Annotated in this window: 21 protein-coding genes and 5 pseudogenes; 11 read left to right on the top strand and 15 right to left on the bottom strand. The window is 70.2% G+C overall.

From position 1 onward, the window contains the following. Nucleotides 1-158 precede the first annotated feature (158 nt). Nucleotides 159-2,477, top strand: a complete 2,319-nt coding sequence (locus KVT44_RS24890; RefSeq protein WP_308314089.1) for a PAS domain S-box protein — start codon at nucleotides 159-161, stop codon at nucleotides 2,475-2,477. 65 nt (nucleotides 2,478-2,542) lie between these two features. On the opposite strand, the gene KVT44_RS24895 is transcribed toward KVT44_RS24890, so the two are convergent. The 5 genes from KVT44_RS24895 to KVT44_RS24915 form a co-directional block, all read right to left on the bottom strand. Then, nucleotides 2,543-3,016 (bottom strand): SHOCT domain-containing protein, encoded by a 474-nt coding sequence (locus KVT44_RS24895; RefSeq protein WP_217568664.1) that lies wholly within the window; start codon nucleotides 3,014-3,016, stop codon nucleotides 2,543-2,545. Nucleotides 3,017-3,128: 112 nt separating this feature from the next. Then, a complete protein-coding gene (locus KVT44_RS24900; RefSeq protein ID WP_217568666.1) occupies nucleotides 3,129-3,791 on the bottom strand; it encodes an HdeD family acid-resistance protein in 663 nt (220 codons plus the stop codon). Nucleotides 3,792-3,956: 165 nt separating this feature from the next. Continuing rightward, complete coding sequence (locus tag KVT44_RS24905) at nucleotides 3,957-4,154, bottom strand: hypothetical protein (RefSeq protein ID WP_060897349.1); 198 nt, start codon at nucleotides 4,152-4,154, stop codon at nucleotides 3,957-3,959. Between the two features lie 17 nt (nucleotides 4,155-4,171). Continuing rightward, the gene (locus KVT44_RS24910; RefSeq protein ID WP_217568675.1) at nucleotides 4,172-4,690 is read right to left on the bottom strand and encodes a hypothetical protein; all 519 of its coding nucleotides are present in this window, start codon (nucleotides 4,688-4,690) and stop codon (nucleotides 4,172-4,174) included. A 179-nt stretch (nucleotides 4,691-4,869) separates the two neighbouring features. Next, a complete protein-coding gene (locus KVT44_RS24915) occupies nucleotides 4,870-7,542 on the bottom strand; it encodes a LuxR C-terminal-related transcriptional regulator (RefSeq protein WP_217568677.1) in 2,673 nt (890 codons plus the stop codon). A gap of 304 nt (nucleotides 7,543-7,846) precedes the next feature. On the opposite strand from KVT44_RS24915, the gene KVT44_RS24920 reads away from it, so the two are divergent. Next, nucleotides 7,847-8,194 carry a hypothetical protein gene (locus tag KVT44_RS24920; protein WP_217568680.1) on the top strand — a complete coding sequence of 116 codons (348 nt, stop codon included), beginning with the start codon at nucleotides 7,847-7,849 and terminating at the stop codon, nucleotides 8,192-8,194. 31 nt (nucleotides 8,195-8,225) lie between these two features. Further along, nucleotides 8,226-8,627, top strand: coding sequence for a molybdopterin-binding protein (locus tag KVT44_RS24925; RefSeq protein ID WP_217568682.1), 402 nt, complete (start codon nucleotides 8,226-8,228; stop codon nucleotides 8,625-8,627). Here the strand turns inward: KVT44_RS24925 and KVT44_RS24930 are convergent. Both KVT44_RS24930 and KVT44_RS60590 read right to left on the bottom strand, forming a co-directional pair. After that, nucleotides 8,581-10,050: a helix-turn-helix domain-containing protein gene (locus tag KVT44_RS24930; protein WP_308314090.1), complete on the bottom strand. Its 1,470-nt coding sequence runs from the start codon at nucleotides 10,048-10,050 to the stop codon at nucleotides 8,581-8,583. The genes KVT44_RS24925 and KVT44_RS24930 overlap by 47 nt on opposite strands. A gap of 17 nt (nucleotides 10,051-10,067) precedes the next feature. Then, a complete protein-coding gene (locus KVT44_RS60590; RefSeq protein WP_308314091.1) occupies nucleotides 10,068-10,190 on the bottom strand; it encodes a hypothetical protein in 123 nt (40 codons plus the stop codon). Between the two features lie 162 nt (nucleotides 10,191-10,352). Here KVT44_RS60590 and KVT44_RS24935 point away from each other — a divergent pair, with 162 nt between their 5' ends. After that, entirely contained in the window at nucleotides 10,353-11,180 is an 828-nt protein-coding gene (locus KVT44_RS24935; protein WP_217568684.1) for an FAD binding domain-containing protein, read from the top strand. Further along, nucleotides 11,177-12,392: pseudogene (locus tag KVT44_RS24940) on the top strand (molybdopterin cofactor-binding domain-containing protein). Before KVT44_RS24935 ends, KVT44_RS24940 begins: the two are co-directional and overlap by 4 nt. 22 nt (nucleotides 12,393-12,414) lie before the next feature. On the opposite strand, the gene KVT44_RS24945 reads toward KVT44_RS24940, so the two are convergent. Then, nucleotides 12,415-13,380, bottom strand: coding sequence for an XdhC family protein (locus KVT44_RS24945; RefSeq protein WP_217568686.1), 966 nt, complete (start codon nucleotides 13,378-13,380; stop codon nucleotides 12,415-12,417). Nucleotides 13,381-13,657: 277 nt separating this feature from the next. On the opposite strand from KVT44_RS24945, the pseudogene KVT44_RS58260 reads away from it, so the two are divergent. Further along, nucleotides 13,658-13,789 (top strand): annotated as a pseudogene (locus KVT44_RS58260) (sulfite oxidase-like oxidoreductase); the annotation flags it as partial. Nucleotides 13,790-13,820: 31 nt separating this feature from the next. Here KVT44_RS58260 and KVT44_RS24950 read toward each other — a convergent pair. Continuing rightward, nucleotides 13,821-14,060 (bottom strand): annotated as a pseudogene (locus KVT44_RS24950) (helix-turn-helix domain containing protein); the annotation flags it as partial. Between the two features lie 91 nt (nucleotides 14,061-14,151). After that, nucleotides 14,152-14,568 carry a GNAT family N-acetyltransferase gene (locus KVT44_RS24955; RefSeq protein WP_217568688.1) on the bottom strand — a complete coding sequence of 139 codons (417 nt, stop codon included), beginning with the start codon at nucleotides 14,566-14,568 and terminating at the stop codon, nucleotides 14,152-14,154. A gap of 102 nt (nucleotides 14,569-14,670) precedes the next feature. Here KVT44_RS24955 and KVT44_RS24960 point away from each other — a divergent pair, with 102 nt between their 5' ends. After that, nucleotides 14,671-14,880: a hypothetical protein gene (locus KVT44_RS24960; RefSeq protein ID WP_254649820.1), complete on the top strand. Its 210-nt coding sequence runs from the start codon at nucleotides 14,671-14,673 to the stop codon at nucleotides 14,878-14,880. Nucleotides 14,881-15,102: 222 nt separating this feature from the next. Here the strand turns inward: KVT44_RS24960 and KVT44_RS58265 are convergent. The 3 genes and pseudogenes from KVT44_RS58265 to KVT44_RS24970 all read right to left on the bottom strand — a co-directional run. Beyond that, nucleotides 15,103-15,240 (bottom strand): annotated as a pseudogene (locus KVT44_RS58265) (ISAs1 family transposase); the annotation flags it as partial. A gap of 696 nt (nucleotides 15,241-15,936) precedes the next feature. Beyond that, nucleotides 15,937-16,908, bottom strand: a complete 972-nt coding sequence (locus tag KVT44_RS24965) for a PQQ-binding-like beta-propeller repeat protein (protein ID WP_217568690.1) — start codon at nucleotides 16,906-16,908, stop codon at nucleotides 15,937-15,939. Between the two features lie 180 nt (nucleotides 16,909-17,088). Beyond that, nucleotides 17,089-17,667: a toll/interleukin-1 receptor domain-containing protein gene (locus KVT44_RS24970; RefSeq protein ID WP_217568692.1), complete on the bottom strand. Its 579-nt coding sequence runs from the start codon at nucleotides 17,665-17,667 to the stop codon at nucleotides 17,089-17,091. A 237-nt stretch (nucleotides 17,668-17,904) separates the two neighbouring features. Between KVT44_RS24970 and KVT44_RS24975 the strand changes: the two are divergent. Together KVT44_RS24975 and KVT44_RS24980 are read left to right on the top strand one after the other, a co-directional pair. Next, a pseudogene (locus KVT44_RS24975) lies at nucleotides 17,905-18,195 on the top strand (molybdopterin-dependent oxidoreductase); the annotation flags it as partial. Between the two features lie 102 nt (nucleotides 18,196-18,297). Then, complete coding sequence (locus KVT44_RS24980; protein WP_217568694.1) at nucleotides 18,298-18,468, top strand: hypothetical protein; 171 nt, start codon at nucleotides 18,298-18,300, stop codon at nucleotides 18,466-18,468. 39 nt (nucleotides 18,469-18,507) lie between these two features. Here the strand turns inward: KVT44_RS24980 and KVT44_RS24985 are convergent, their stop codons facing one another. Beyond that, nucleotides 18,508-19,146 (bottom strand): TetR/AcrR family transcriptional regulator, encoded by a 639-nt coding sequence (locus tag KVT44_RS24985; protein WP_217568696.1) that lies wholly within the window; start codon nucleotides 19,144-19,146, stop codon nucleotides 18,508-18,510. 125 nt (nucleotides 19,147-19,271) lie between these two features. On the opposite strand from KVT44_RS24985, the gene KVT44_RS24990 reads away from it, so the two are divergent. Then, nucleotides 19,272-19,469, top strand: a complete 198-nt coding sequence (locus tag KVT44_RS24990) for a hypothetical protein (RefSeq protein WP_217568698.1) — start codon at nucleotides 19,272-19,274, stop codon at nucleotides 19,467-19,469. A 309-nt stretch (nucleotides 19,470-19,778) separates the two neighbouring features. Next, a complete protein-coding gene (locus KVT44_RS24995; RefSeq protein ID WP_099918773.1) occupies nucleotides 19,779-20,432 on the top strand; it encodes a nuclear transport factor 2 family protein in 654 nt (217 codons plus the stop codon). 480 nt (nucleotides 20,433-20,912) lie between these two features. Here KVT44_RS24995 and KVT44_RS25000 read toward each other — a convergent pair whose 3' ends face one another. Next, on the bottom strand, nucleotides 20,913-22,169 hold the full coding sequence (locus tag KVT44_RS25000; protein ID WP_217568700.1) for a serine hydrolase: 1,257 nt from the start codon (nucleotides 22,167-22,169) through the stop codon (nucleotides 20,913-20,915). Between the last annotated feature and the right edge of the window lie 188 nt (nucleotides 22,170-22,357).

Below are 22,357 nucleotides of genomic sequence, written 5' to 3' on the forward strand. Positions count from 1 at the left end.
TCACGACTGAAACATGTCGGCAGACGGACGTGGCCCGCGCTCACCGCAGACACGATCGACCGCGGTGCGGCCAGAATGAGACATGCCCGAGTGACCGCGACCCAAGTGCGCTGAGATGGCCCGAAGGACCCCATGCGGAGGGTCTGTGGGGGGCGAACGTGGGAGAAACGATCAGTTCGGCTTCGGCCGCACCGGACTCGGCGTCCGGCGGCGCGGCGTCGACGTGCTGTGCCGGGGAGTGCGGTGTCCGTCCGGGAGGCGCCGAGGACAGGTTTCGGGGGCTCCTGGAAGCGGCACCCGACGCCATGATCATCGTGGACGACACCGGGACGATCACACTCGTCAACGCCCAGACCGAAGCGCTCTTCGGCTACGGCCGCGAGGAACTCCTCGGCCGAACGGTGGACTTGCTCGTACCCGACCGCTTCCGAACCCACCACTCACTGCACCGCTCCGGCTACGCCGAAAATCGTCAGGTGCGCCCCATGGGCGCCGGACTCGAACTGCACGGCCTACGCAAGGACGGCACCGAGTTCCCCGTCGAGATCAGCCTCAGCCCCCTCGAGACCACCGACGGCCTCCTCGTCTCCGCAGCCGTCCGCGACGTCAGCGACCGCAAGGCGGCCGAGGACCGGTTCCGGGGATTGCTGGAGGCGGCGCCGGACGCCATGGTGATCGTGGACGACACCGGAACGATCAGACTCGTCAACGCCCAAACGGAAGCGCTCTTCGGCTACGGCCGCGAGGAACTCCTCGGCCGAACAGTGGACTTGCTCGTACCCGACCGCTTCCGAACCCACCACACCGCGCACCGGACCGGCTACACCAACAACCGCCAGGTGCGCCCCATGGGCGCCGGACTCGAACTCCACGGCCTGCGCAAGGACGGCACCGAGTTCCCCGTCGAGATCAGCCTCAGCCCCCTCGAGACCTCCGACGGGCTCCTCGTCTCCGCCGCCGTCCGCGACGTCAGCGACCGCAAGGCAGCCGAGGAACGCATCAACGAGCTGGCCGCGCTCGTCGAGTCCTCCCAGGACGCGATCCTCGCCAAGACCCTCGACGGGCACATCACCTACTGGAACGCCGCCGCCCAGCGCCTCTACGGGTACACACGCGCCCAGGTCATGGGCCGCCACGTGTCCCTGCTGGCCCCGCCCGACCACGGCCACGAGATCGACCTCCTGATGGACCTGTTGCGCAACGGGGAAAGGGTCGAGCACTTCGAGACACTGCGGGTCACCCGGCACGGTGATCTCCTTGACGTCGACATCACCCTGTGGCCGACACGTTCCCCCGACGGCGAGGTCATCGGTGCCTGTGCCATCGTCCGCGACATCAGCGATCGCAAGCGGGCCGAAGCCGAGCTGACCGTCCTGTACGAACAACAGCGGCACATCGCCCTGACCCTGCAGCGCAGTCTGATGGGCACTCCGCCCGCCATCCCCGGTCTCACGACCGCCAGCCGCTACCGGCCCGCCACCCAGGGGGCCGGGGTGGGCGGCGACTGGTTCGACCTGGTCCCGCTGGGCGCCGGCCGCGTCGGCGTCCTGATCGGCGACGTGATGGGACGCGGGCTGGAAGCCGCCGCCGTCATGGGCCAGTTGCGTTCCGCCGCACACGCCCTGGCCAAGACCGGTATGCAGCCCCGCCAGCTCATGCAGGCCCTCGACGCGGCCGTCGCCGACCTCGACGTCCCGGACCAACTGGTCACCTGCTGCTACCTGGTGATCGCGGCCGACGCGGGCGCGGTGACGATCTGCTCCGCCGGACATCTGCCCACCCTGGTGGCCACCCCGGGCGAGGGCGCCCGTGCGCTGCCCGCGCCCGTCAACGCGCCCCTCGGCGTGGGTGATGTCCTCTACCAGCAGTGCAGCGCGGTCATCCCGCCCGGCGCCACCCTCGTGCTCTACACCGACGGACTGATCGAAACCCCCGGCAGCGACATCGAGGACCAACTCTCCCAGCTCACCAGCACGCTGAGCGGCCTGTTCACCACCGCCCCCGACCTGGAAGTGGCCGCCGACCACGTCCTGACCACCTTGCTGCCCGACGCCGAGGGCCACAATGACGATGTCACCCTGCTGCTGACTCGGCTGCCCGAAGCACCGCTCGCCGCCGTCTCCCTCGACCTCCCGGCGGTCCCCGACTCCGTCCCCGAGGGTCGAGCCTTCCTCAGCAAGGCCCTCACCTCGTGGGGCTGCGCCACAAAGGCCGACGACGCGCGGCTGCTGCTCTCGGAAGTCCTCACCAACGCCGTTCAGCACGCCCAGGGCCCCATCGGACTGCACGTGTGCCGGACGGCCTTGGACCTGACGGTCGAAGTCGGCGATCACAGCCCGCAGTTGCCCCAACCCCGCTTCGCGGCCGAGGACGACGAATCCGGGCGCGGACTGATCCTCGTCCGCGCGCTCGCCGACGACTGGGGCGTACGACCCACCGACGACGGCAAGACCACCTGGTTCACCCTCCACCTGTGAGCGATCCCGCCGTCATCGTGCTACCTGGTGACATCGTGCTGCCCGGCGTCGCCTCGGCCGGCGCCTCACTGGCCGGAGGTGGCGGTGCCCGAACCGCTGGACGGGCCGCTGGACTGGCCCTGACCGCTCAGGACGAGTTCCTTCGCCCTGCGGAACTCCTCGTCCGTGATGTCGCCACGGGCGCGGATCTCGGACAGCTTGGCGAGTTCGTCGACGCTGCTGGTTCCGGTGCCGCTGCCCGCCGCCTGCCGGATGTAGGAGTCGAAGGCCTCCTGCTGCGCGCGGGCCTGATTCACCTCTCGGCGCCCCATGTTCTTGCCACGGGCGATCACGTAGACGAGGACGCCCAGGAAGGGCAGGAGGATGACGAACAGGAGCCAGCCGGCCTTGGCCCAACCACCCAGTTCGTCGTCACGGAAGATGTCGATGATGATCCGGAAGAGCAGGATGAACCACATGATCCACAGGAAGAACCAGAGCATGCTCCAGAAGACGCTCAGCAGCGGGTAGTCGTAGGCGAGGTACATCTGTGTGCTCATGTCGCTCCTCCATCCCGGGCGTTCACCCGGCAGTCGTCCCTCCGGATTCAGCATGCGCACGGCAAGGTTGGTCCGGCCTCACCCGGGACGGGTGAACGTCCGCCGCGGAGTCTCAGGTCGACTGGGCCGAGCCGTACGGGTCCGCGGCGCGTGCGCGGCGCAGTGCGGCCCGCCAGGCGAAGGCGAGGACGAGTTCGATCAGGCCGAGCAGGACGAGCCACAGACCGAGCAGCCGGGTCAGGGCGCGGGCGGACTCGGTCGGCAGGGCGAGCACCACGACTCCCGCGACGATGCCGAGCGCCGCGGCGCAGAAGACGACGCCACGGTGCGGGAGGGCCTTCATGGCGATGGCCGTGTAGGCGGTCAGCATGCCGGACGCGAGCCAGACGACGCCGACGATCAGCGAGAGCGCGGCGATGGTCTGCAGCGGGTTCCTCAGGCACAGCACCCCGGCCAGGACGAACAATATCGAGAGCAAGAGCCCGGGAATCCGCTCGCCGTGCTCCTCGCGGCCGAAGACCGCCACGAAGCGGAACACCCCGGTCACGACCAGGTAGAGACCGATGAGTACCGCCAGGATGTGCAGGGTCTCGTCCGGCCACACCAGCACCAGGATGCCCGGCACCAGCGTCGTGATCGCCGAGCCCAGGATCCAGGTCCATGAGCGGCCGAGTCCCGCCAGTAGTTCCTCGGGGTCGGTGGGTGGTGGGGAAGCCGCCGCTTCGGGCCTGGGCCCGGGCTCGGTACGCGGCGCCGGACCACGCGATTCGGTCATGGCTCCTCCTCACGCGGTCGAGTCCTGACGCGGTCGAGCGGGTCGTCGCCGGACCGCCGACGGGACGGTGTGCGGGGTTCACCGGGTCAGCGTCCCGCGCGCCGCCCGCTGCCGGGTCACCCCCGGCGGGTGATCGTCCCTGCCCCCGGGACGGCGTACGCCGGGTCACTCCGGTAGCCGGCGCATCTCTATGACGTGCAGCCCCAGCGACTGACAGCGGGCCAGCAGCCCGTACAGGTGCGCCTCGTCGACAACGGGGCCGAACAGGACGGTCTGGCCGGACATCACCACGTGGTCCATCTCCGGAAACGCCTTGGTCAGCGTCTCCGTCATGTGTCCCTCGACACGGATCTCGTAGCGCATGGGCTCAGAACGACCTTTCAATGCGTCAGGACGAGCTTGAACGAGATGATCAGCAGGCCGAGCAGCAGATTGATCGAGGCGGTGACGGCCGTGAGGCACCAGGAGGCGCCCGCGCGGCGTGCCGCTGCCGCCGACCAGCCCACCTGCCCGGCCACGGCGACGGCGAGCGCCAGCCAGAAGGTGCCTTGGAGGCCGAGGCCCAGGAGCGGGCTGACGGCCACGGCCACGGTCGGCGGGACGGCGGCCTTGACGATCGGCCACTCCGCACGGCACACCTCGACGACGGCCCTCCGGTCCAGGGCCTGCCGGGCCAGACGCGCCCCGAAGAGCTGGGCGTGCACATGCGCGATCCAGAACGCCACGCCGGTGCCCAACAGCAACCCCGCCAGCTCCAGATGGGGGAACGAGCCCAGCGTGCCGGTGCCGATCACCACTGATGCGGCGAGCATGGACCCGTAGACACCACCGGTGTAGTCGGCTTGCTCCCGGTGGTCGGCATCGGCCGCTGAGGGTACGGCGGGTTCGGTCCGGGACATCAAGGCCTTCTCTCCGATTCGGCGCACCGGAACGAGGGACATCGGCCACATCGCCGGATTCGCGATGCTCCGGGCGCCCCGCCCGGTCGGGAGGTGCGTGGTGCCGCCACTCCCATCGCATCCGAACGGCTCGTCCCGCGCCTCACCCGTGACGGGCGAGGGTGGTCACCGGTACGGGTTCACAGCAGCCGCAGCTCGCGCGCCCGGCGCACCGCTTCGTTGCGCCGGTTCACCGCCAGTTTCCGGTAGACGCTCTTGAGGTGGGTCTTGACCGTGTTCACCGACACGCAGAGGTCGGCCGCGATCTCTTCCGTCGACATCATCTGGGCCAGCCGCCGCAGAACGTCGCGTTCGCGTTCGCTCAGCTCCTGCACGACGAGCGGTGCGGGCGTTTCGAGCCGGGGCGCGTCGCCGGTCGTCAACCAGCCCGCGGCCAGTGGCTGCAGCGGCGCCGTGCCCAGGAGACGTCGGATCCACGGTCCGGCTTCGAGGAAGGGCCGCCGCAGCCGCTCGCGCCGGGCCTCCAGGAGCGCCTGGCCCACGAGCTTGCGCGCGGCGGCGGAGTCACCCGCCTCCAGTGCGGCCTGCGCCCGGGTCAGCATGGCCCGCACGGTCACCGCCGGACCGGCCGGACCCTCGGCGCGCAGGCGGTCGAGCAGGTCGAGCGCGGCGGCGGGGCGGCCCGCCGCCAGCTGGGCCCGCGCGGCCTCCACCACACAGGCCGGCTGGTCGTCCGGCACCTGTCGCAGTACCTCGGCAGCCGCGTCCGGCCGGCCCTCGGCCAGGTGGGCGGCGGAGGCGACCAGGGCGGCATGAGCCTGCGCCCAGGGTGATGCCACGTCCGTGGAAACCGTCGGGTCCACCGCCGCCAGGGCGGCTCGGGTCTTGCCTCGGGCCAGCAGCAGACGTGCCCTCACCAGGGACCGGCCCGTGGCGGGCACCGGGTCCCGTGTCGCCGGGCGCGAGCCGACCGCCTCGTCAAGGAGGGCTTGGGCGTGATCCAGTTCGTTCCGGTCGACGGCCACGGCGGCCAGGACCATCCGCCCGATGTCCGGGCCGGACGACCCGCACAGACCGAAGCGCTCCGAGTCGGTCGTCGCCGCCAGAGCCTTGCGCTCCGCCCTGCCGTGCCAGCCGTTCAGGTAGTCGATCAGCGCCAGGTGACCCAAGGACTCCTCTCGCACAAGCGCCGTCGAGGCCCCGCCGGGACAGCCCGCCGCAGCGGACAGCGCGGTGCGGGCGTCCTCGAAACGCCCGGCCCACAGGCGCGTCGAGCCCAGATGGGTCAGCAGCAGAGCCATGAGTTCGGGATGCTGCCCCAAGAGGTGGGCGGGAACCGCCTGTCTCAGTTCCTCGGCCGCCTCCGCGGCCCTCTCCGCCTGGAGCGGGGCCCCGGCCAGACGGGCCGCCAGCGCCTCCAGCAGCGCACAGCTCAGCCGTGCCGCCGCCGGACCGGGCACGTCGGTGGCCGCGTCGGCCGCGTCCGCGGCCAGGCTCGCCCCGGCCTGGTGCAGACGGGCCAGACCGCGGTCGAGGTCGCCCTGGGACAGGTCCCGGGCCGCTCGGACGACGTCCGTCGCAGGACTCGTGGCCTCGGGTCCCATCCGGGAGAACAGCTCGGCCAGCTCGTCACGGCGCAGACCGGTGAAGAGCTGTCCGATCGCCAGGCTGTCGACGAAGGCGTCGGCGGTGAACTCCCAGTCGCCCGCGGCGGCGCCGTGGGCGATCGTCTCCGGGAGGAATCCGGAGCGCAGCAGCCACCGGGCGGCCCGCCGGTGGAGTTCGGGCTCCAGTCCAGGACAGCGCTCCCGCAGATGCGCCCGGAGGATCTCCCCGAACAGCGGGTGGAGCCGGTACCACGAGCGTCCGAGGTCCTCGACGAACGCGTTCTCGCGGTGCAGCTCGGCCAGAATGGGCTCGGCGTCAGTACGCCGCGTCAGCGCGTTGGCCAGATCGGGGCAGAGGCGCTCCAGGATGCTGACCCGCAGCAGGAGGTCCTGGGTCTCGGCAGTACGCCGCTTGAGCACCTCGGCCAGGAGGTAGTCGGCGACCGTACTCCGCCCAGCCTCGAATTCCTTCAGGTATCTCTCCGGATCCGGTCTCTCCCGCGCGGCCAGGGCGCACAGCCGCAGGCCGGCCGCCCATCCGCCGGTGCGGTCCACGAGTGCCCCCACCGCGTGCGCGGGCAGGCGCAGGCCGTGCAGCTCCAGGAGTAAGGCCGCCTCCTCGGGTGTGAAGGCCAGCTCCGCGTTCCGGATCTCCGTCAGGTCACCGGCCGCCCGGTAACGGTGCACCGGCAGCAGCGGCTCGGTGCGGGTGACGAGGACGAGGCGCATTCCCGGTCCGGCATGGTGCAGGACGAATTCAAGCTGCTCCGCGATCTCCGGCGCGGTCACGCGGTCGAATTCGTCGAGCACGACGATCGCCGGCCGGTCGCGTCCGCTCAGCTCGGCGGCGAGCCGTGCCAGCAGTGTGCGGTCCACCCTGCTCGCGTCGGCGGGACAGCGAATGTCGCCGGGGACCGGCACGCCCGAGGACCGCAGGGCCTGGAGCACGTATGCCCAGAACATCCCGGGCTGCTGATCCGAAGTGTCGGCGGTGAACCAGGCGACCGGCTGCGCCAGTCCAGTGACCCACTCGGCGACCAGCAGGGTCTTCCCCGCCCCGGCCGCTCCGTTGACCACCGTCAACGGGGTCAGCAGCGCCTGGTCCAGATGTTCGACCAGGCGCTCTCGCCGCAGGAAGGTGACGGGCCTCGCCGGCGGGACGAACCGCGTGCGCAGAAACGGGTCTCCCATGGGATCGACCCATGCGACGGTCGACCCCTGGCCGCTCTCCTCGATCCCAGCCATGGTGCTCGCCATTATCCCGTCAGATCACGGGCGGCGCTCTTCTCACTCCTGTCACTCTTGTCCCAGCCGTCTCACCGCCGTCTCACCCGAGCAGTGGCCCGAGCGCACAGCACGGTCATGGCTGGGCCGCCCCGGTTCCCTGCTCCCCCTGAACCGCTGCCCAGCCGCCGGAACTCGACCCTGTCGACATCACGTTGACACCGCCGGTTGCCCGGCGTTGACTGACAGCACGGTGCGGAGCGCGGCCCCGCCCAGGGCGACGAAGCCGACGCGGCCGGTACGACGTACAGGAAAGTGGCACTCGATGATGTACGACCAGTCACGCGCCCAGCAGCCCCCGGACAAACAGCCCGGTTCGCCCGGGCGTCGTACGCCGGGCCCCGAGCCGCTGATCCCGTCGGACGAACGGGACAAGCTCGCCCAGCGCCTCCAACACGCCCTCAACACCTTCGCCGACAGCCCACGTGAGGCGTTGGAAGAGGCCGAGACCGCATTCGACGAGGTCACCGCCCAGCTCATGAGCACCCTCGCGGAACGGCGGAGCGTTCTCCACGCGACCTGGCAGGACCAGGACCCCGGGACACAGCAGGAAGAACTCCGGCACGCGCTGAGGCAGTACCGGGAGATCACACAGCGGATGCTGCGCATGTAGACACTCACAGTGACACGGCTAGGGTGCCGGTGTGCCGTCGTACAGCATTGGCCAGGCCGCGCGCCTGCTGAGGGTGAGTCCGGAGACCGTGCGCCGTTGGGCGGACGGGGGCAGGCTTCCCATGGGGCGGGACGGTTCGGGGAACCGGGTGATCGACGGCGTCGGGCTGGCCCGGTTCGCTCGGGAGCGTGCGGTCGAGGACGAACGCGGCACCGTCGGCGGCGGCCCGCCCACGTCGGTGCGCAACGCGTTCACGGGCATCGTCACGGCACTGACGGTCGACGAGGTCGTGGCGCAGGTGGAGATCCAGGCAGGGCCGCACCGGGTAATGTCGCTCGTGACCCGGGAGGCGGTCGAAGAGCTGGACCTCGCGGTCGGCGTCACGGTCACCGCGCGGGTGAAGTCGACGAGCGTGCACGTGGATCGCTCGTAGCCGACGGCGTACGGCACAGCAGAGCGGCCCAGAGATCCAGGCGGTCGTAGAGGCGGGACAGGTCGCGGCCGGTGAAGTGCTCGATGCGCTGGATCCGGTAGTGGACGGTGTTGACGTGCAGGTGCAGGACCTCCGCAGTGCGGGCCCATGAACCGTCGTGGGCAAGGAAGGTCTCCAGGGTCTTCGGCAGTGCGGCGGCGGAGGCGTTCCGGGTGTCCAGCAGGGGGCCCAGGACGGTGCGGCTGTAGGCGGTGCGGACCTCGGCCGGTATGCCGGTCAGCAGGGTGTCGAGTCCGGTGAGGGACGAGGAGTCGACGACTGACGAGGAGTCGGGGGCGGTGGTGCGTGCCGAGGCCAGGGCGTAACGGGCCTCGGACAGCGCCCCGTTGAGGTCCTGCGGCCCGGCGGCGGGCGAGCCGATACCGCCGTGCAGCGGGACGGACGGCTCGCAGGCGGCGACCAGCGGCCAGAACTCCGCGCATCCCCCTGCAGCGTCCCCTGTCTCCGGTACGACCGCGAACGCCGTGCCGTCCGGCAGCCGCCCCACGGACGCGCGCCCCGGCCCCGCAGGGACGACGGCCTCCGTCAGCGCCCCCTCCGCCAGTCCCGCCCGTTGAGATCCCGTCTCGGCGACGATCACCCGGTAGGGGCCCTGGGCCGGGAGCCCGCAGGTCCGCAGCGCTCCTTCCACGGCGGCGGCCTCGGCGCCGGGTGCGAAGAGCAGGGTGCCGAGTTCGTCCGCCGCCTGGTGTTCGGCGGCCCGGCGCCGGGCTCGTGACTCCTGGCAGCGGGCCAGGATCGCGGCGATCTCGTGCAGCATGCGCGGCGGGGTACCGCCGGGCTCGGGCAGATACAGGTGCCAGCGCTCGTACGGGGAGACTGCGTCGGAGGGGACGGACACCGTGATCCCCGCGCCGTTGGCCAGCAGCGCGACGGCTTCCCGCGCCAAAACCGGCCGCGCGCCCTCCGTGGCCGCGACGGTCCGCCCGGCGGGTGTGAAGACGTACGCGGTCGCCCGGTCGACGTGGGCGAAGGCGGACGCGACGACCACGTCGGGGCCCGCGTCCTGGGCGACGAGTCGGCTCAGCCGGACGCGTACGTTCTGGGGCAGCGCGTGGAGGCGGTTCAGCTCGCCCCACTGCTGGAAGTACACGGTGTCGGTGATCGCGCGGAACATGATGTGGGCCGGGACCGCCGCCAGCGGGACGCCGTGCCGCGCGCACGCCTCGATGAGGTCGTCGGGCACCGAGCCGTGGGTCTCCTCGCCCGCCAGCAGTACGGCGGCGCCCACCGTCCGCAGCGCGGCCACGAACCGCTCCGCCTTGTCCCTCCCGCCCTCGGCCGTCCAGCACACCAGGCCGCTGAGCACGACCTCGCCGGGTCGCACAAAACGGGCGGGGTCCTCCAGGTCGGTGGCGGTCACCCGGCTGATCTCCCGCGTCAGCTGTGTTCCTCGGCCCACAGCAGGCGCAGGCCCAGGGACTCGTCCTTGAGGAGGTGGTCGACGTGCATGTGCTCTGGCTCCTTGTGCGGCAGCCGGGCACGAGGGCGCGTGCCCGGCATCTCACATTCACCAGGTGTATGCGAGTGATCGCATCGTAAGTGCAAGGTGAGGCGAACGGTATGCCTCTTGGTTGATCCTCCAGGACACCCGCCGGAAAACTCGGCGTTTCCGTGTCGTGAACCAGTCGTCCGGGGCCCGGTCGCGTTGCTTCACTGGCGCTCATGGACCTGAACACCGTGGTGGAGATACGGGACGCACGGCATCCCGCGCCCTGGCGGCCGGGCGACGCCTGGCTCGGCGGCGGGACGTACCTGTTCTCCGAGCCGCAGCCGCACCTGCGGCGGCTGGTGGACCTGAGCCGGACCGGTTGGACACCGGTGCGGCCGCACCCGGACGGCTCGCTGGAGATTGTCGCGACCTGCACGATCGCCCAGCTGTCCCGGTTCGCGAGGGAGCTGCGGGCCGAGGCGGCGCCCCTGTTCGAGCAGTGCTGCCGCGCGTTCCTCGCCTCCTTCAAGATCTGGAACATGGCCACGGTCGGCGGGAACCTCTGCAACTCCCTCCCGGCCGGCCCGATGATCTCCCTCACCGCCGCCCTTGACGGAGAGTGCCTGCTGCAGGCCCAGGACGGTGTACGCCGCCGGGTCCGCGTCGTGGACTTCGTGACCGGCGCGGGCCGCAAGGTCCTGGCCGAGGGCGAGCTTCTGCGGTCCATCACCCTGCCCTCCCGCGCCCTCGCCTGCCGTACGGCGTTCCGGCAGGCGTCCTTGTACGGGCTCGGCCGCTCCGGCGCCCTGGTCATCGGCACTCTGGACCCGGTCGACCACTCCCTCTCAATCACGATCACCGCCTCGCCCGTCCGCCCGGTCCGGCTGTGGTTCCCGCTGCCGCCGACGGCGGACGGACTGCGTACGGCGATCGACGCGGCCGTCGCCTACGACGAGTGGTTCGACGACATCCATGGGCTTCCCGAATGGCGGCGGCACATGACGTTCCGGTACGCGGAGGACATCCGCCGCGAGCTGTCCCACGGTGAGGAGCCGCAGTGAGTTTCGGGATCGAGGTGAACGGCCGGCCGTTCACGCAGGAGCCACGCCCCGGCCAGTGCCTACGGACCTATCTGCGTGAGCGCGGCTGGTTCGGCGTGAAGAAGGGCTGCGACGCGGGCGACTGCGGCGCGCGCACGGTCCACGTGGACGGCGAGCCCGTACACAGCTGCCTCTACCCCGCCTTCCGGGTCGACGGCCGCGAGGTCACCACGGTCGAGGGCCTGGCCTCCGAGGACGGCGAACTCCACCCCGTACAGCGGAAGTTCCTGGACGCGCAGGGCTTCCAGTGCGGTTTCTGCACGGCCGGGTTCCTGATGACGACCGCGGCGCTCGACGACGATCAACTGGCCGATCTTCCCAGGGCGTTCAAGGGCAATCTGTGCCGCTGCACCGGCTACCGGGCCATCGAGGACGCGGTACGAGGGGTGTGTCACGCCGAGGCTCCCTCGGCCGGCGAGGCCGTGGGCCGCAACCTTCCGGCCCCCGCCGGACCGCAGGTCGTCACGGGCACCGCCCCGCGCCGGAACGGCACTTCTCCACCGCCCCTCACGAGCACCCGGAGGAGGATCCGGACGACACCCGCGTCCTCGACGACACCGTCCGCTACATCGGCCAGCGCGTCGCGGCCGTCGTCGCGGACAGCGAGGCGGCGGCGGAGGAGGGCTGCCGCCTGGCCTTGAAGGAGCTGTACGAGGCGGCCAGGGCGGCCGGTGTCACCTGCGCCGCCGACGGGCACTTCGGCGGCACCCCGCGCTCGGTCGCCTTCAACGCGCAGTGGTTCCGCCTCGCCGTCGATCCCGGCACCGGCGAGATCCGCATCCTGCGCGGTGTGCATGCCGCCGACGCTGGCAAGGTGATGAATCCCATGCAGTGCCGCGGCCAGGTCGAGGGCGGTGTGGCTCAGGCGCTGGGCGCGACGCTCTTCGAGAACGTGCCCGTCGACGCCCGCGGCGAGGTCGAGAGGCCGCCTTCCGCCGCTACCGCCTCCCTCAGTACGCCGACATCCCGCGCACGGAGGTCCACTTCATGGAGACCGCCGACGCCATCGGTCCCCTCGGCGCCAAGTCGATGAGCGAGAGCCCCTTCAACCCGGTCGCCCCGGCCTTCGCCAACGCGCTGCGCGACGCGACGGGCCTCCGCTTCACCGAACTCCCGCTCACTCGCGACCGGGTGTGGCTGGCCCTCGACGCGGCGGGCGTGACCAGCCCATAAGCCGGCCGACCGGCACCTACCGTCACCTCAGTGCGGCGAGAACCTCGGCGCAGATGGCCAAGGCCGTCTCCGCCGGAGTGCGGGCGCCGATGTCGAGTCCGATCGGGCCGTGAATGCGGCGCAGTTGCTCCTCGGTGAGCCCCGCCTCTGTGAGGGCTTCGGCGCGGCGGGCCTGGGTACGGCGTGAGCCGAGCGCGCCGACATAGGGGACGCCGGCCGTCAACGCGGTGTGCAGGGCGGGGATGTCGAGGTCGGGCTCGTGACTGAGCACGATCAGGCAGGCCGCGGCCGGACGGTCGGCCAGCAGTGTGCGGGCATCCCCGGCGGCGTACGCGACCGTGGCCTGCCAGCCCAGCACCTGCGCCTGGGTGGTGAGGAGTTCGGCGAGTTCGCCGCCGCCGACGATGACCAGGTGAGGGACGGCTGGGCAGGCCTCGATGAGGACGAGTCCGGTGTCGGCGCGGCGGGTCTCGCGTCCGGCACGGTGGCGGGCAAGCAGCTGCCTGGCCTGCTCGGCGGCCTGAACGACGGCCGCCGGATCATCACCCTGCGATCCCGGAGTGACGACCCCCGGAGTGACGACGTCGCTGACAGCCTGGGTCCGCTCCTCGTCGATCCGGGTGATCAGCGCGGCGTCGGCGCCCTCGCTCAGCAGGTCCCACCAGCGGGCGGGGACGGTGTGCAGCGGCTGGAGCAGGATCTCGGCCTGTCCGCCGCAGGTCAGCCGTGCCTCTTTGACCTCGTCGTCGTGTACGGCCACCTCGCACACCCGCGCGGTGTGCCCGGGCGGGAGGGCCGCGGCCTCTGCGGCCAGATGGTCGTCGAACGCACCGCGGTACAAGGTGCCCTGGCGGTTCCCGTCCTCGTCGATGAGGAGCGCGTCGGCGGGGTGCCGGGGCCCGAAGCCCTGCTCGGTGATCGGCCGGGCCAGTACGGCCGGGCGCCCCTGAGCCGCCCACCGCCGTGCCGTGTCCGCCAGCTCACGCATGATCGCGGCCCTCCTCGTTCCTGGCTGCCAGCACCGGGAAACCATCGGGTCACCGGGAGACCACCTGGTCAGCGCGGCACTGTCGTCGCCATTCTAGTGAGCCCTGCCACAGCTCGACGAGAACGGACGGAACGAGCACGCACGGAACAAGCACGGACGGCACGAGCACGGACGGCACGAGCACGACGCGCGTGGACCACGGAGTGCGCCTCGGCCCCTGGGCGGCGGGCACCCAGGCTGCACAGTGGACTGGCCGGCCCGAGGAAGGCGAGCCCCCATGGGAAGCGACCACTCTGGTGCACTGGGCAGCACCCCCACCGCACCCCGCCGCGTTCCTCCGGGCCAGCGCCATGTGCACGGCTGGCCCGTCTCGCACTACGGCCCCGTCCCCCGTTTCCGCCCCGAGCGGGCAGGGTGAAGGTCTTCGGGCGGCCGCCTCAGTACTTCGGGTAAAGGGAGTCGAAGCCGTCGGTGTTGAAGTTGTGGATCACGTCCCGGACCCGGTCCGCGATGGTGAAGGTCACCTCGGCGATCTTCATTACGGCCACGCCCTGGGCGTACAGCAACACCATCCGTGCGCGTCGCCAGGTCACCACCGAGCCGGAGCCGTGGCGGATGATCCGCAACAGTCGTCTGCCTTCGTCATCGTCGATCTCACGGACGCGTACTCGTGTCGCCACCCAGACGGTTTGGCGGGGATGCGCGCTGGGTGCGGGACCCGGGCCGCGCGTCCCAACTGCCTGATGCGGCAAGCGGGTCCGACCTGTGGATCTACGTCTGATCGAATGTCCAGACGAGCACCACTTGCTCCCCTTCCGGTGTGCCTCCGGCGTGTCTGTACGTCGCCAGTGCCGCCGCGTTGTCCTCGTCCGTGATCCCCCACATGCCGTAGCAGTCGCGTTCGCGCGCCAGGTCCGCAAGCGCCGACACCAGAGTCCGGCCGACGCCCCGCCCGCGGAACGACTCATCCACACCCAGCTCGTACAGGAACATCTCGGTCCCCTTGTCCGGATGCGTCATCTCGACACCGGTGACCATGCCTGCCGGGACGTTGTCGACGTAGGCGATCAGCAGGTGGTGGCGCTCGTCCGCCAGGAAACGCTCAGTCGCTCCCTGCCGAGGGGAATTATCGAACAGGTGCCCGGCCGCCTTGACGGCCTCGACCTGAGTGATGCGACGGATCTCCATCCGGGGATACTGACAGGTTCCACCCCTGAGGGCTCCGGTTTCTTCACCCCAAGATCCATCAACCGTCACACCACCGATCTCGCCTCCCCAGGTAGCAAGACCATGGACCGCAAGTTCAAGCCCCCGCTCTACGCGGAAGCGGCGATCCCGCACTTCTGGCGCCTGGAGTTCGACCCGGCCCCGCGGCTGATCGTCAGCGAACTGCACGCAGGCCGGTACGTGGAAACCACCACCGCCTTCGCCGGAGCAACCACCCGGATCAACGCCCCGTTCCCCGTCGGCATCGATCCCGCCGGGCTCACCCGCCAGTAGTCGGCACCGCCGCGGTGAGAGCCAAGGCGGCCGATGACCTGGAAAGGTCCGGCCCCCAACGCGCGGCAGCCGTACGTTGCCGCGCTGTGAACTGGATCTCGAACGCACCGCCGGCCCTCGTCGCCTGGCAGCGTCGGCAGCGTGCTGTTCGTGCCCGCTACGCAACGCCTCGGCGAAGCCGCCAAGCCACGCTACGCCGCCGAACCGAATGGCTGACCGGGCGTGCCGGAGGCCGACGGCGATGCTGGTTTCGCCGGCGAGGCGGAGGGCGCCGATGGCGAGGTTGCGCCAGGTCGCCATGGCGCGGGGCGCGGAGCCGGTTCGCAGCTGGGAGACGTCCTCGGCGAACGTCACATCTCTGGCGAGCAGTTGCTCGTACTGGTCCCTGACGATCTGGACGAACTCGGTGCTGGTGATGCCTTTGCGTCAGCCCCGGGCCCATCCAGCCGCGCATGGGAGTGCGACCTACTTGGAGACCAACTCCCCTGGCACGCTTGGGAGAACGAGGAAGCGACACGCACCGAGCTGACCGCCTGGCTGGTCCGCAATGCCCCTGCCCGGCTCCGGGCCCATGGCGTATCAGAGGAGCTACTCCACCACATACGGCTGCTCGGCCTCACCGGCCACGATCGCTGGGAGGACCCTCACTGGCCCGGCCACCGCTGCTGATCCGCGGAACCCTCGTCGACTGGTCCCACACCTTCCTCGGCATCACCCTCAAGACGGTGCCCCGCCGCAAAGACCAGGACGGCTTCGCGGTCCTCGCCAAGCGGTGGAGAGTAGAGCGGTCCATCTCGTGGATCACGGGAGCCAAGAGACATGTCCGCGACTACGAGCGACTCGTTTCCCACAGCGAGGCCCACATCACCTGGACCTTCATCACCCTCATGGTCCGCCGTCTCACCCGCCCTCCCCGACCACCACGCACGCCACCACACCCCGTCGAACCGGTCGAGGCGAGTGCCAACACCAGCGGCTTCGTGCCGGCGCCGCTTCTTGGCGACCCGGTCGTGCATGGCCTCGACGAGTGCGCCGGAAGGCGCGCGGCCCTCGGCCTCACTGTCTTTTCGGGGTCGGGGTTGCCTCTATCGCGTAGAGGTAGCCGTCTCTGCTGCATACGTGGACGACACCGTCCGCCACTACCGGGGACTCGACCTTCCCGCCCGTCTTCATCTTCCACCGGACTCGGCCGTTGTCCGCCCTGACCGCCCACACGTGTCCCTCCTCGCTGCCGAAGTACACCGTGCCGTCGGCCACCACAGGGGAGGAATGGATGGGGCCGTCGGTGATGACGCGCCATCTGGTGTCGCCGGTAGTGGCGTTCAGGGCATACAGGCGGTAGTCAGTGCCGGCGATGTACAGGGTGTTGCCGTGGATCGCGGGTGTGCTCCTGAAGCTGCTGTAGGCGAGGTCGGGCCACGCCGTCCAGCGCTGCTCGCCGGTGGCGGCGTCCAGTGCGTACACGTCGCTGCTCACGCCTCCCCCCAGATACAGGGTGCCGTCCTGGACCAGGGGTGTGACGGGCCAACGGGCGAAGGTGGACTGCTGCCAGCGGACAGAGCCCGTGGCCGACTCGAAGGCCCGGACCGTTCCCCGGTCGTCGACGGCGTACAGAGTGCCGTCGACCAGCACGGGCCCCGCATCGTTCATGCCTCTGCGCCGGTACCTCACCCGCCAGCGGCGACGCCCGGTCACCGCGTCGAAGGTACGGAGGTAGCGGCCGGTGTCGACGTGGTGTACCAGGCCGTCCGCGACGGCGGGCGGCGTGTGGGAGTCCCAGGTCATCCGCTTGCGCCACCGGACTCGGCCGTTGGCGGCGTCAAGAGCGTAGAACCTGCCGCGGTCCGCGATGTAGACGGTGTCACCGGACACGGTGGGAGAACTGAACCAGCCGACGTCGGCGTTGGTCCACCGGACGGATCCGTCGGCCGCGTCGAGGGCCCACAGGCCACGGCCGGCCACGTAGACGGCCCCGTCGGAGACGCAGGGCGCCGAGTACATCGGGCCGACGTACGTCCGCCAGCGCACGGTTCCGGTTCGAACCCTCTCGGCTTGCGGGGCTTTGGCCGGGGCATCGGGTGGGCAGGAAGGTATCCCCTCGTGCGGGTTCCGGTTCCGGTTTCTCCGTCGGCGTCGATTTCGATGGTTCATATTGGGCCCCGTGTGGCTTGGTTTCGACCTGTCAGAGGTCTTCCCAGTTTTCCTTGGTCACAAGTCGCAGGCATCCTGCCAGCCGCACGCGCCACAGATGACCAGACGCAGAGCGCGGTCGTCGAGGTGATCGACGGTGATGTACGGGCGCAGCCGCTCACTGCTCACGCCGCACCTCGGGCAGGACGCGAACAGGCCCAGGCGGCCGAAGTCGCTGATGACCACGGTGTGTTCGGAGTAGTGGCCGCGAACGGCCGGTGCGGGACCGGCTGCTGGGCCCATGTGCACGATCATGGCCGCCGTCCCCTCCGTCATGGGTTCCTTGCTGTTCGCGAGGCGTATGTGGCGCACGTCGCTCAGGGAGGGCGGCAGCGGTGTGTCGTCGGCGCGCACGGGTACGAGGCGGGCCGCCCCGGTGCCGGTGAGTCCGCTGGGCGGGCCGATATCCGCCAGGGTCTCGCCCCACGCGACCCCTGCGGCGGCGGACCAGAGGAGGACGACCGTGTCGTCATCGGACGAATCGGAGCAGGGGTTGCCGGTGTCGCATACGACATCGGCCCCAACACGCCTCAGCAGGGTTGAGAGGGAGGAGGCGAGGTGCTCGTCCTGAGGCCGGTACGAGAGTCGGGTGCGCATGGTTCATGCTGCGACAGCGCGGCGTACACAACTCACGCTTTACGAACACCGGACCAACCCTCGTTGGCCGCCAGGCCGTGAATCCGTCGGCTTACCGAGAGCGCGCTGAGCACCGACGGATTCCCCCGATGGGCTGGCCTTCCCCGACCTGGCGCTGCCCAGACCGGCATCGACGTCTACGGTCGGCGAACGCCCTGGAGAGCCAGGGCCTGGTGGAACTTGCCTGCCGGGAGGACGGAGTACGGCTACGCCGCCGACCTGCGTCTGCGCGACTGCACGGCTCCCGAGACCCTCCTGGCCACCCACCACAACGGTGAGCTCCTCACCGCCGAGCACGGCTTCCCGCTGCGTCTCGTCGTCCCGCACCTCTACGGCTACAAGAGCCCCAAGTGGCTGCGCGGCATCGAGTACCTGACCGAGGACCGGCGCGGCTTCTGGGAGGAACGTGGTTACCACAACGTCGGCGACGCCTGGAAGGAACAGCGCTACTCCCACCAGGAGCGCGAGGGAGAGGGACCGGTCCTGTAGGCGCAGGGGATCTCACCCGCTGAGGAGCTGCCCCAGGTACAGCGTGCGCACTGGCAGGCGACCTACGCCGAACACCCGCTGCCCTCAGTGGTGGTGTCGACCGTGGGTGTCGGCACCGTTGTCGTCGCTGCCACCGTGGTGATCGTCGCGACGGTCGTCGGTGGCGCCGCCCCGGTCGTCGCGGTGGTGACCGTCGCCCGCCGACTCCTGCTCCGCTCTCATGATCTGGCCGTTGCTCAGCTCGGTGCGGTGCGGCGCTTCCTTGTCGAGTAATCGTTTGAGTTGTTTGGATTCCGGTGACCTTTGGCCTGGTCAGCTGCCGACGGCGGCGTCCCCGCGGAACGCCCCGGCCACCACGGGGACCAGCTGCCGCTCGATCTGCTCGGCGGACATGGCGGCAAGCTCGGCGCCGATGGGTGCCAGCGCGAGCCAGTTCAGCAGGCCGGCTGCGCATCGCGTACGGAAGATCAGTTCCTGCTCGTCGACTCCGGGAAGGTTCGCCGTCAGCACCCGGAGGGCCTCCCGGCGGCTCTGGTCGAACTTGCCGTTCAGCCGCTCCCACCCCTGGGGCGGATCGATGCCGACGCGCGCCACAGTCCGCATCACGGCCAGGTCTTGCCCACCGGCCGCCAGCGCGCGCACCATCGGCCGGGCGAAGGCTGCCGCCATCTCCTGCAGTGTCGAAGTGGGGCCAAGGGGATCGAGTGCCAGGATCTGCGCGTCCAGATACCGTTCCAGCGCGTGCTCTATCGCCGAGTCGCACAGTGCCTTCAGCGACCCGAAGTGGTAACTCACCGCGGCGACGTTGGCCCCGGCGCGATCGGTGATCTCGCGGAGCGTCACGCCCTCCTGGCCTCGTTGCGCGAGCAACTCCAGGGCGGCCGTCTGCAGGCCGTCCCGCGTGCGCTGACCAGCCTCTCGGCGCAGGTCCGTCTTTTTCGCCCCTATCACAGCATGAACTCAAGCAGCTGCTTGAGTTCATTGTCAAACAGCCGCCTCGCGGATCGAGGCCGATCTGAGCGGACCCGGTCCCGACATGACCGCGATCCCACGCCAAGATCAAGACGGAGGAACGGTTGGCCCGCAACTGCCTGCCGACCAGCCCCGACCCGCACCCGACCGCCGAGGAGATCGCGGTCGACCGCAAGGCGCTCCTGGAAGCCGAGTGCGGATTCCGTGACCTGACAACGGTGCCGGAACTGCGGCCGGTCCCCCATCGCCTCGAACACCGCATCCGCGCCCACGTGCCGCTGCGCCGGCTGACCCCGCTCTGATCCGCGTCGCCGAACGTCGCACCGGCCAGACCTGGAACCGACTCAGCGCCAGGCTCGGCCGCGTCCGCGAGGTCACCCTCACGGCGACGCCTGACAGATCCCCAGACCACCCCGGCCGAGCAGCGAGCAAGCGGCCGCATGGGCACGCGCCTCCGCGCCTCCGCGGCTGCGCGAGCACACAATTCAAACAAGTGCTTGACAGCCTGCGCCGCCGTTCATAATCTCAAGCGAGCGTTTGATTTACTAAGAAACGCGAGAGACCGTTGCGACGGATCTCAGATCCTGAGAGCAAATCTGGAGGAACACGACATGAAGCTGCTCAGCCGGAAGTCGATCACCGCCACGGCCGCGATAGCGATCCTGGGTGGTCTTTCCATCGCCGCTGCGCCGACACAGGCCGCAAGCCCCGTCCACAGCAGTGCGGCGGTCCCCAGCAGTACGGCGGTCCACGCGGACCTGACTCCTGGCGACCTGGCGAAGCTGCCGCTGACGGACCGCCACCTGACCAAGCACGAGAGGGCCAACCTCGCAGTCGTCCTGCGCGACTACCACGTGGCGGAGGGCAACAGCCTGGACGTAGACACGTTCGTCAACAGCTTCGCCAAGGACGGCGTCTTCAACGACATGGTCCCCGGCCAGGCATATCGGGGCAAGGCGCTCGGTGACGTTCTGCCCTACATGGCCAACCTCTTCCCCGACGTTCACCGTGAACTCAAGCGCATCACCGTGAACGGCGATGTGATCAGCATCGAGCTGTCGATCCAGGGCACGTTCGAGGGACCGCTGCAGTCACCGGCGGGCACCGTCAAGCCGAACGGCGCGAAGATCGACGTGCCGACTGCCGACTTCTGGTACCTGCACAACGGCAAGGTCGAGAAGTTCAACTGCTTCGTCGGGTACTCGACCATGTACGCCCAGATGGGCGTGAACTTCGACTGGGCTTCGGCGGTCAACAAGCACTGAGTCGTTCCCCGGCGGGTGATGCCCGGCGCTACCAGCCGCGCATCACCCGCCGTGGCTTGGTTGCCTGCACGCCGGCGCAAACCGGGCCGTGCGGATTTCCTGGGGGTGAGGCGCGGTCGCCTGGCACGGCGCGGCCCGTCCGAGTGCCTGACGTGCGCGTCGAACGGGACTCCCGATCGGGTGGCAGCGGGGCGCTTGGCGCATAGCGGCCGGCCGGAGGCGTACTGTCACCCCGCGATGACTGTCACCGCGCGATGCTCCTGAACGCGCCGACGCGGGGCCCGACGAACACGCCGAAGTCAGGTTCGAGGGCACCGCAGGCAGGGTCGAGCTCCGCGTGCGCTGCGTGAGCGGCCGACCCAGCGGGTCATGGAAACAGGACGACTGATCGGACGACCAGAGCCGATGGCCGTCGAGCTGACGGCGTACCACTTCGATGGTGTCGGTCGGCGTGGTGCCGTTGCGCAATGCCCGCCGTGCCTACCGGCCGGCGGCGCACAGCGCGTGGTCGATCAGGGTGCCGGTGGCCCGGTTGAGCGTGGGCAGGTCCGGCATCCCGGAGGTGGTGGTGACGGAGATGGTGACCGCGCGCCGCCCGTCCGAGCTGACTGCGGGGCGGGTGTAGGTGCCGAACCCGTCGCCCTCATGCATGTAGTAGTGGCCGCCGCAGGACAGCGGGATCTCGCGCAGGCCCAGTCCGTAGGTACCCTCGGGCAGCTCCGCGACATCGTCCGGGTCGTCGGTGCGCTGTACGGTCTGCCGCATCTCCCGCCACTGCTCGGCCGGCAGCAGGCGGCCGTCGGCCAGCGAGCGGAAGAAGGTGTTGAGGTCCGCGGTGGTACTCACCACTCCGGAGTCGGCGGTGTGCAGGTAGCTGTTCGTGGTGACGTCGAGCCTGGTGCCGTCCGTGCCAGTCAGATAGGTGCTCACGTACGGCGTGGGCAGGAACGGGTCGAGACCGGGCACCGAGGTCTGGCGCAGGCCCAGTCCGGCGATGATGCGGTGCTCGACCAACTCCCTCCAGCCGGTGTCGCTTGCCTTCTCGGCGATCATTCCGGCCAGCAGGTAGTTGGTGTTGGAGTATGCCCAGCGGGTGCGGCCGGCCTCCGGCACGAACAGCGGCTTGTGGGCCACGGCCATCACCACCAGGTCGTGGGTGGAGGTGTCGTTGTAGCGGTTCTCGTCGAAGTCCTCGCGGAGCTTCTGCTGGATGTCCGGGTCGTCCATGTAGTCGAACAGTCCGCTGGTCTGGCGGAGCAGGTCGCGCACGGTGATCCGGGAGCCGTCGTTGCCGTTGCCGGAGACCACGCCGGGCAGCCAGTGCTCGACGGTGTCGTCCAGGGAGAGCTGTTTCTCAGCGGCGAGTTGCAGCACCACCGTGGCGACGAACGCCTTCGTGGTGGAGGCCGTCCGGAAGTGCGAGCCCCACGGCACGGGGGCACGGGAACCGGCCGACACGGTGCCGAGGCGGGCCTGTACCCGCCCTCCGGGCAGGCCGTCGACCCTGGCCAGCACGTTCACGTCCCCGCCACCCGCCTTGCGTACGGCGGCCACGTCGCGGCGGAGCTCGGCCTGGGTGTATTCGGCGTGTGCGGCGCGGTGCCCGGCGGCCGCGGAGGCCGCCTCCGGCAGCAGGACGGCGGCGACCAGCGCGGCTGCCGCGAGGGCGGCGGCTGACGCCTTCTTCTTGCCGGCCTTGGTTGTTGTGGGCTTCGTACCGGCCTCAAGAGCGTGCATGGTTCGAACCTCCGGTTCGGGCTGGTGGACCACCGCCTGCTGACGCCAACCAGCCAACCGGACCGCGAACCCAGGCCCCATGGCCCTACCACCCGGACCAAGGGTGGTGCCCGGCCCCGCTCACGGTGGGGAAAACCCGAAGCCGGGACTTCAGCCCTGTTGTCACATGCGTGGGTCCGGCGGTGTCT

It is taken from the genome of Streptomyces sp. GbtcB7 (assembly GCF_019091445.1).
GTDB lineage: Bacteria > Actinomycetota > Actinomycetes > Streptomycetales > Streptomycetaceae > Streptomyces > Streptomyces mirabilis.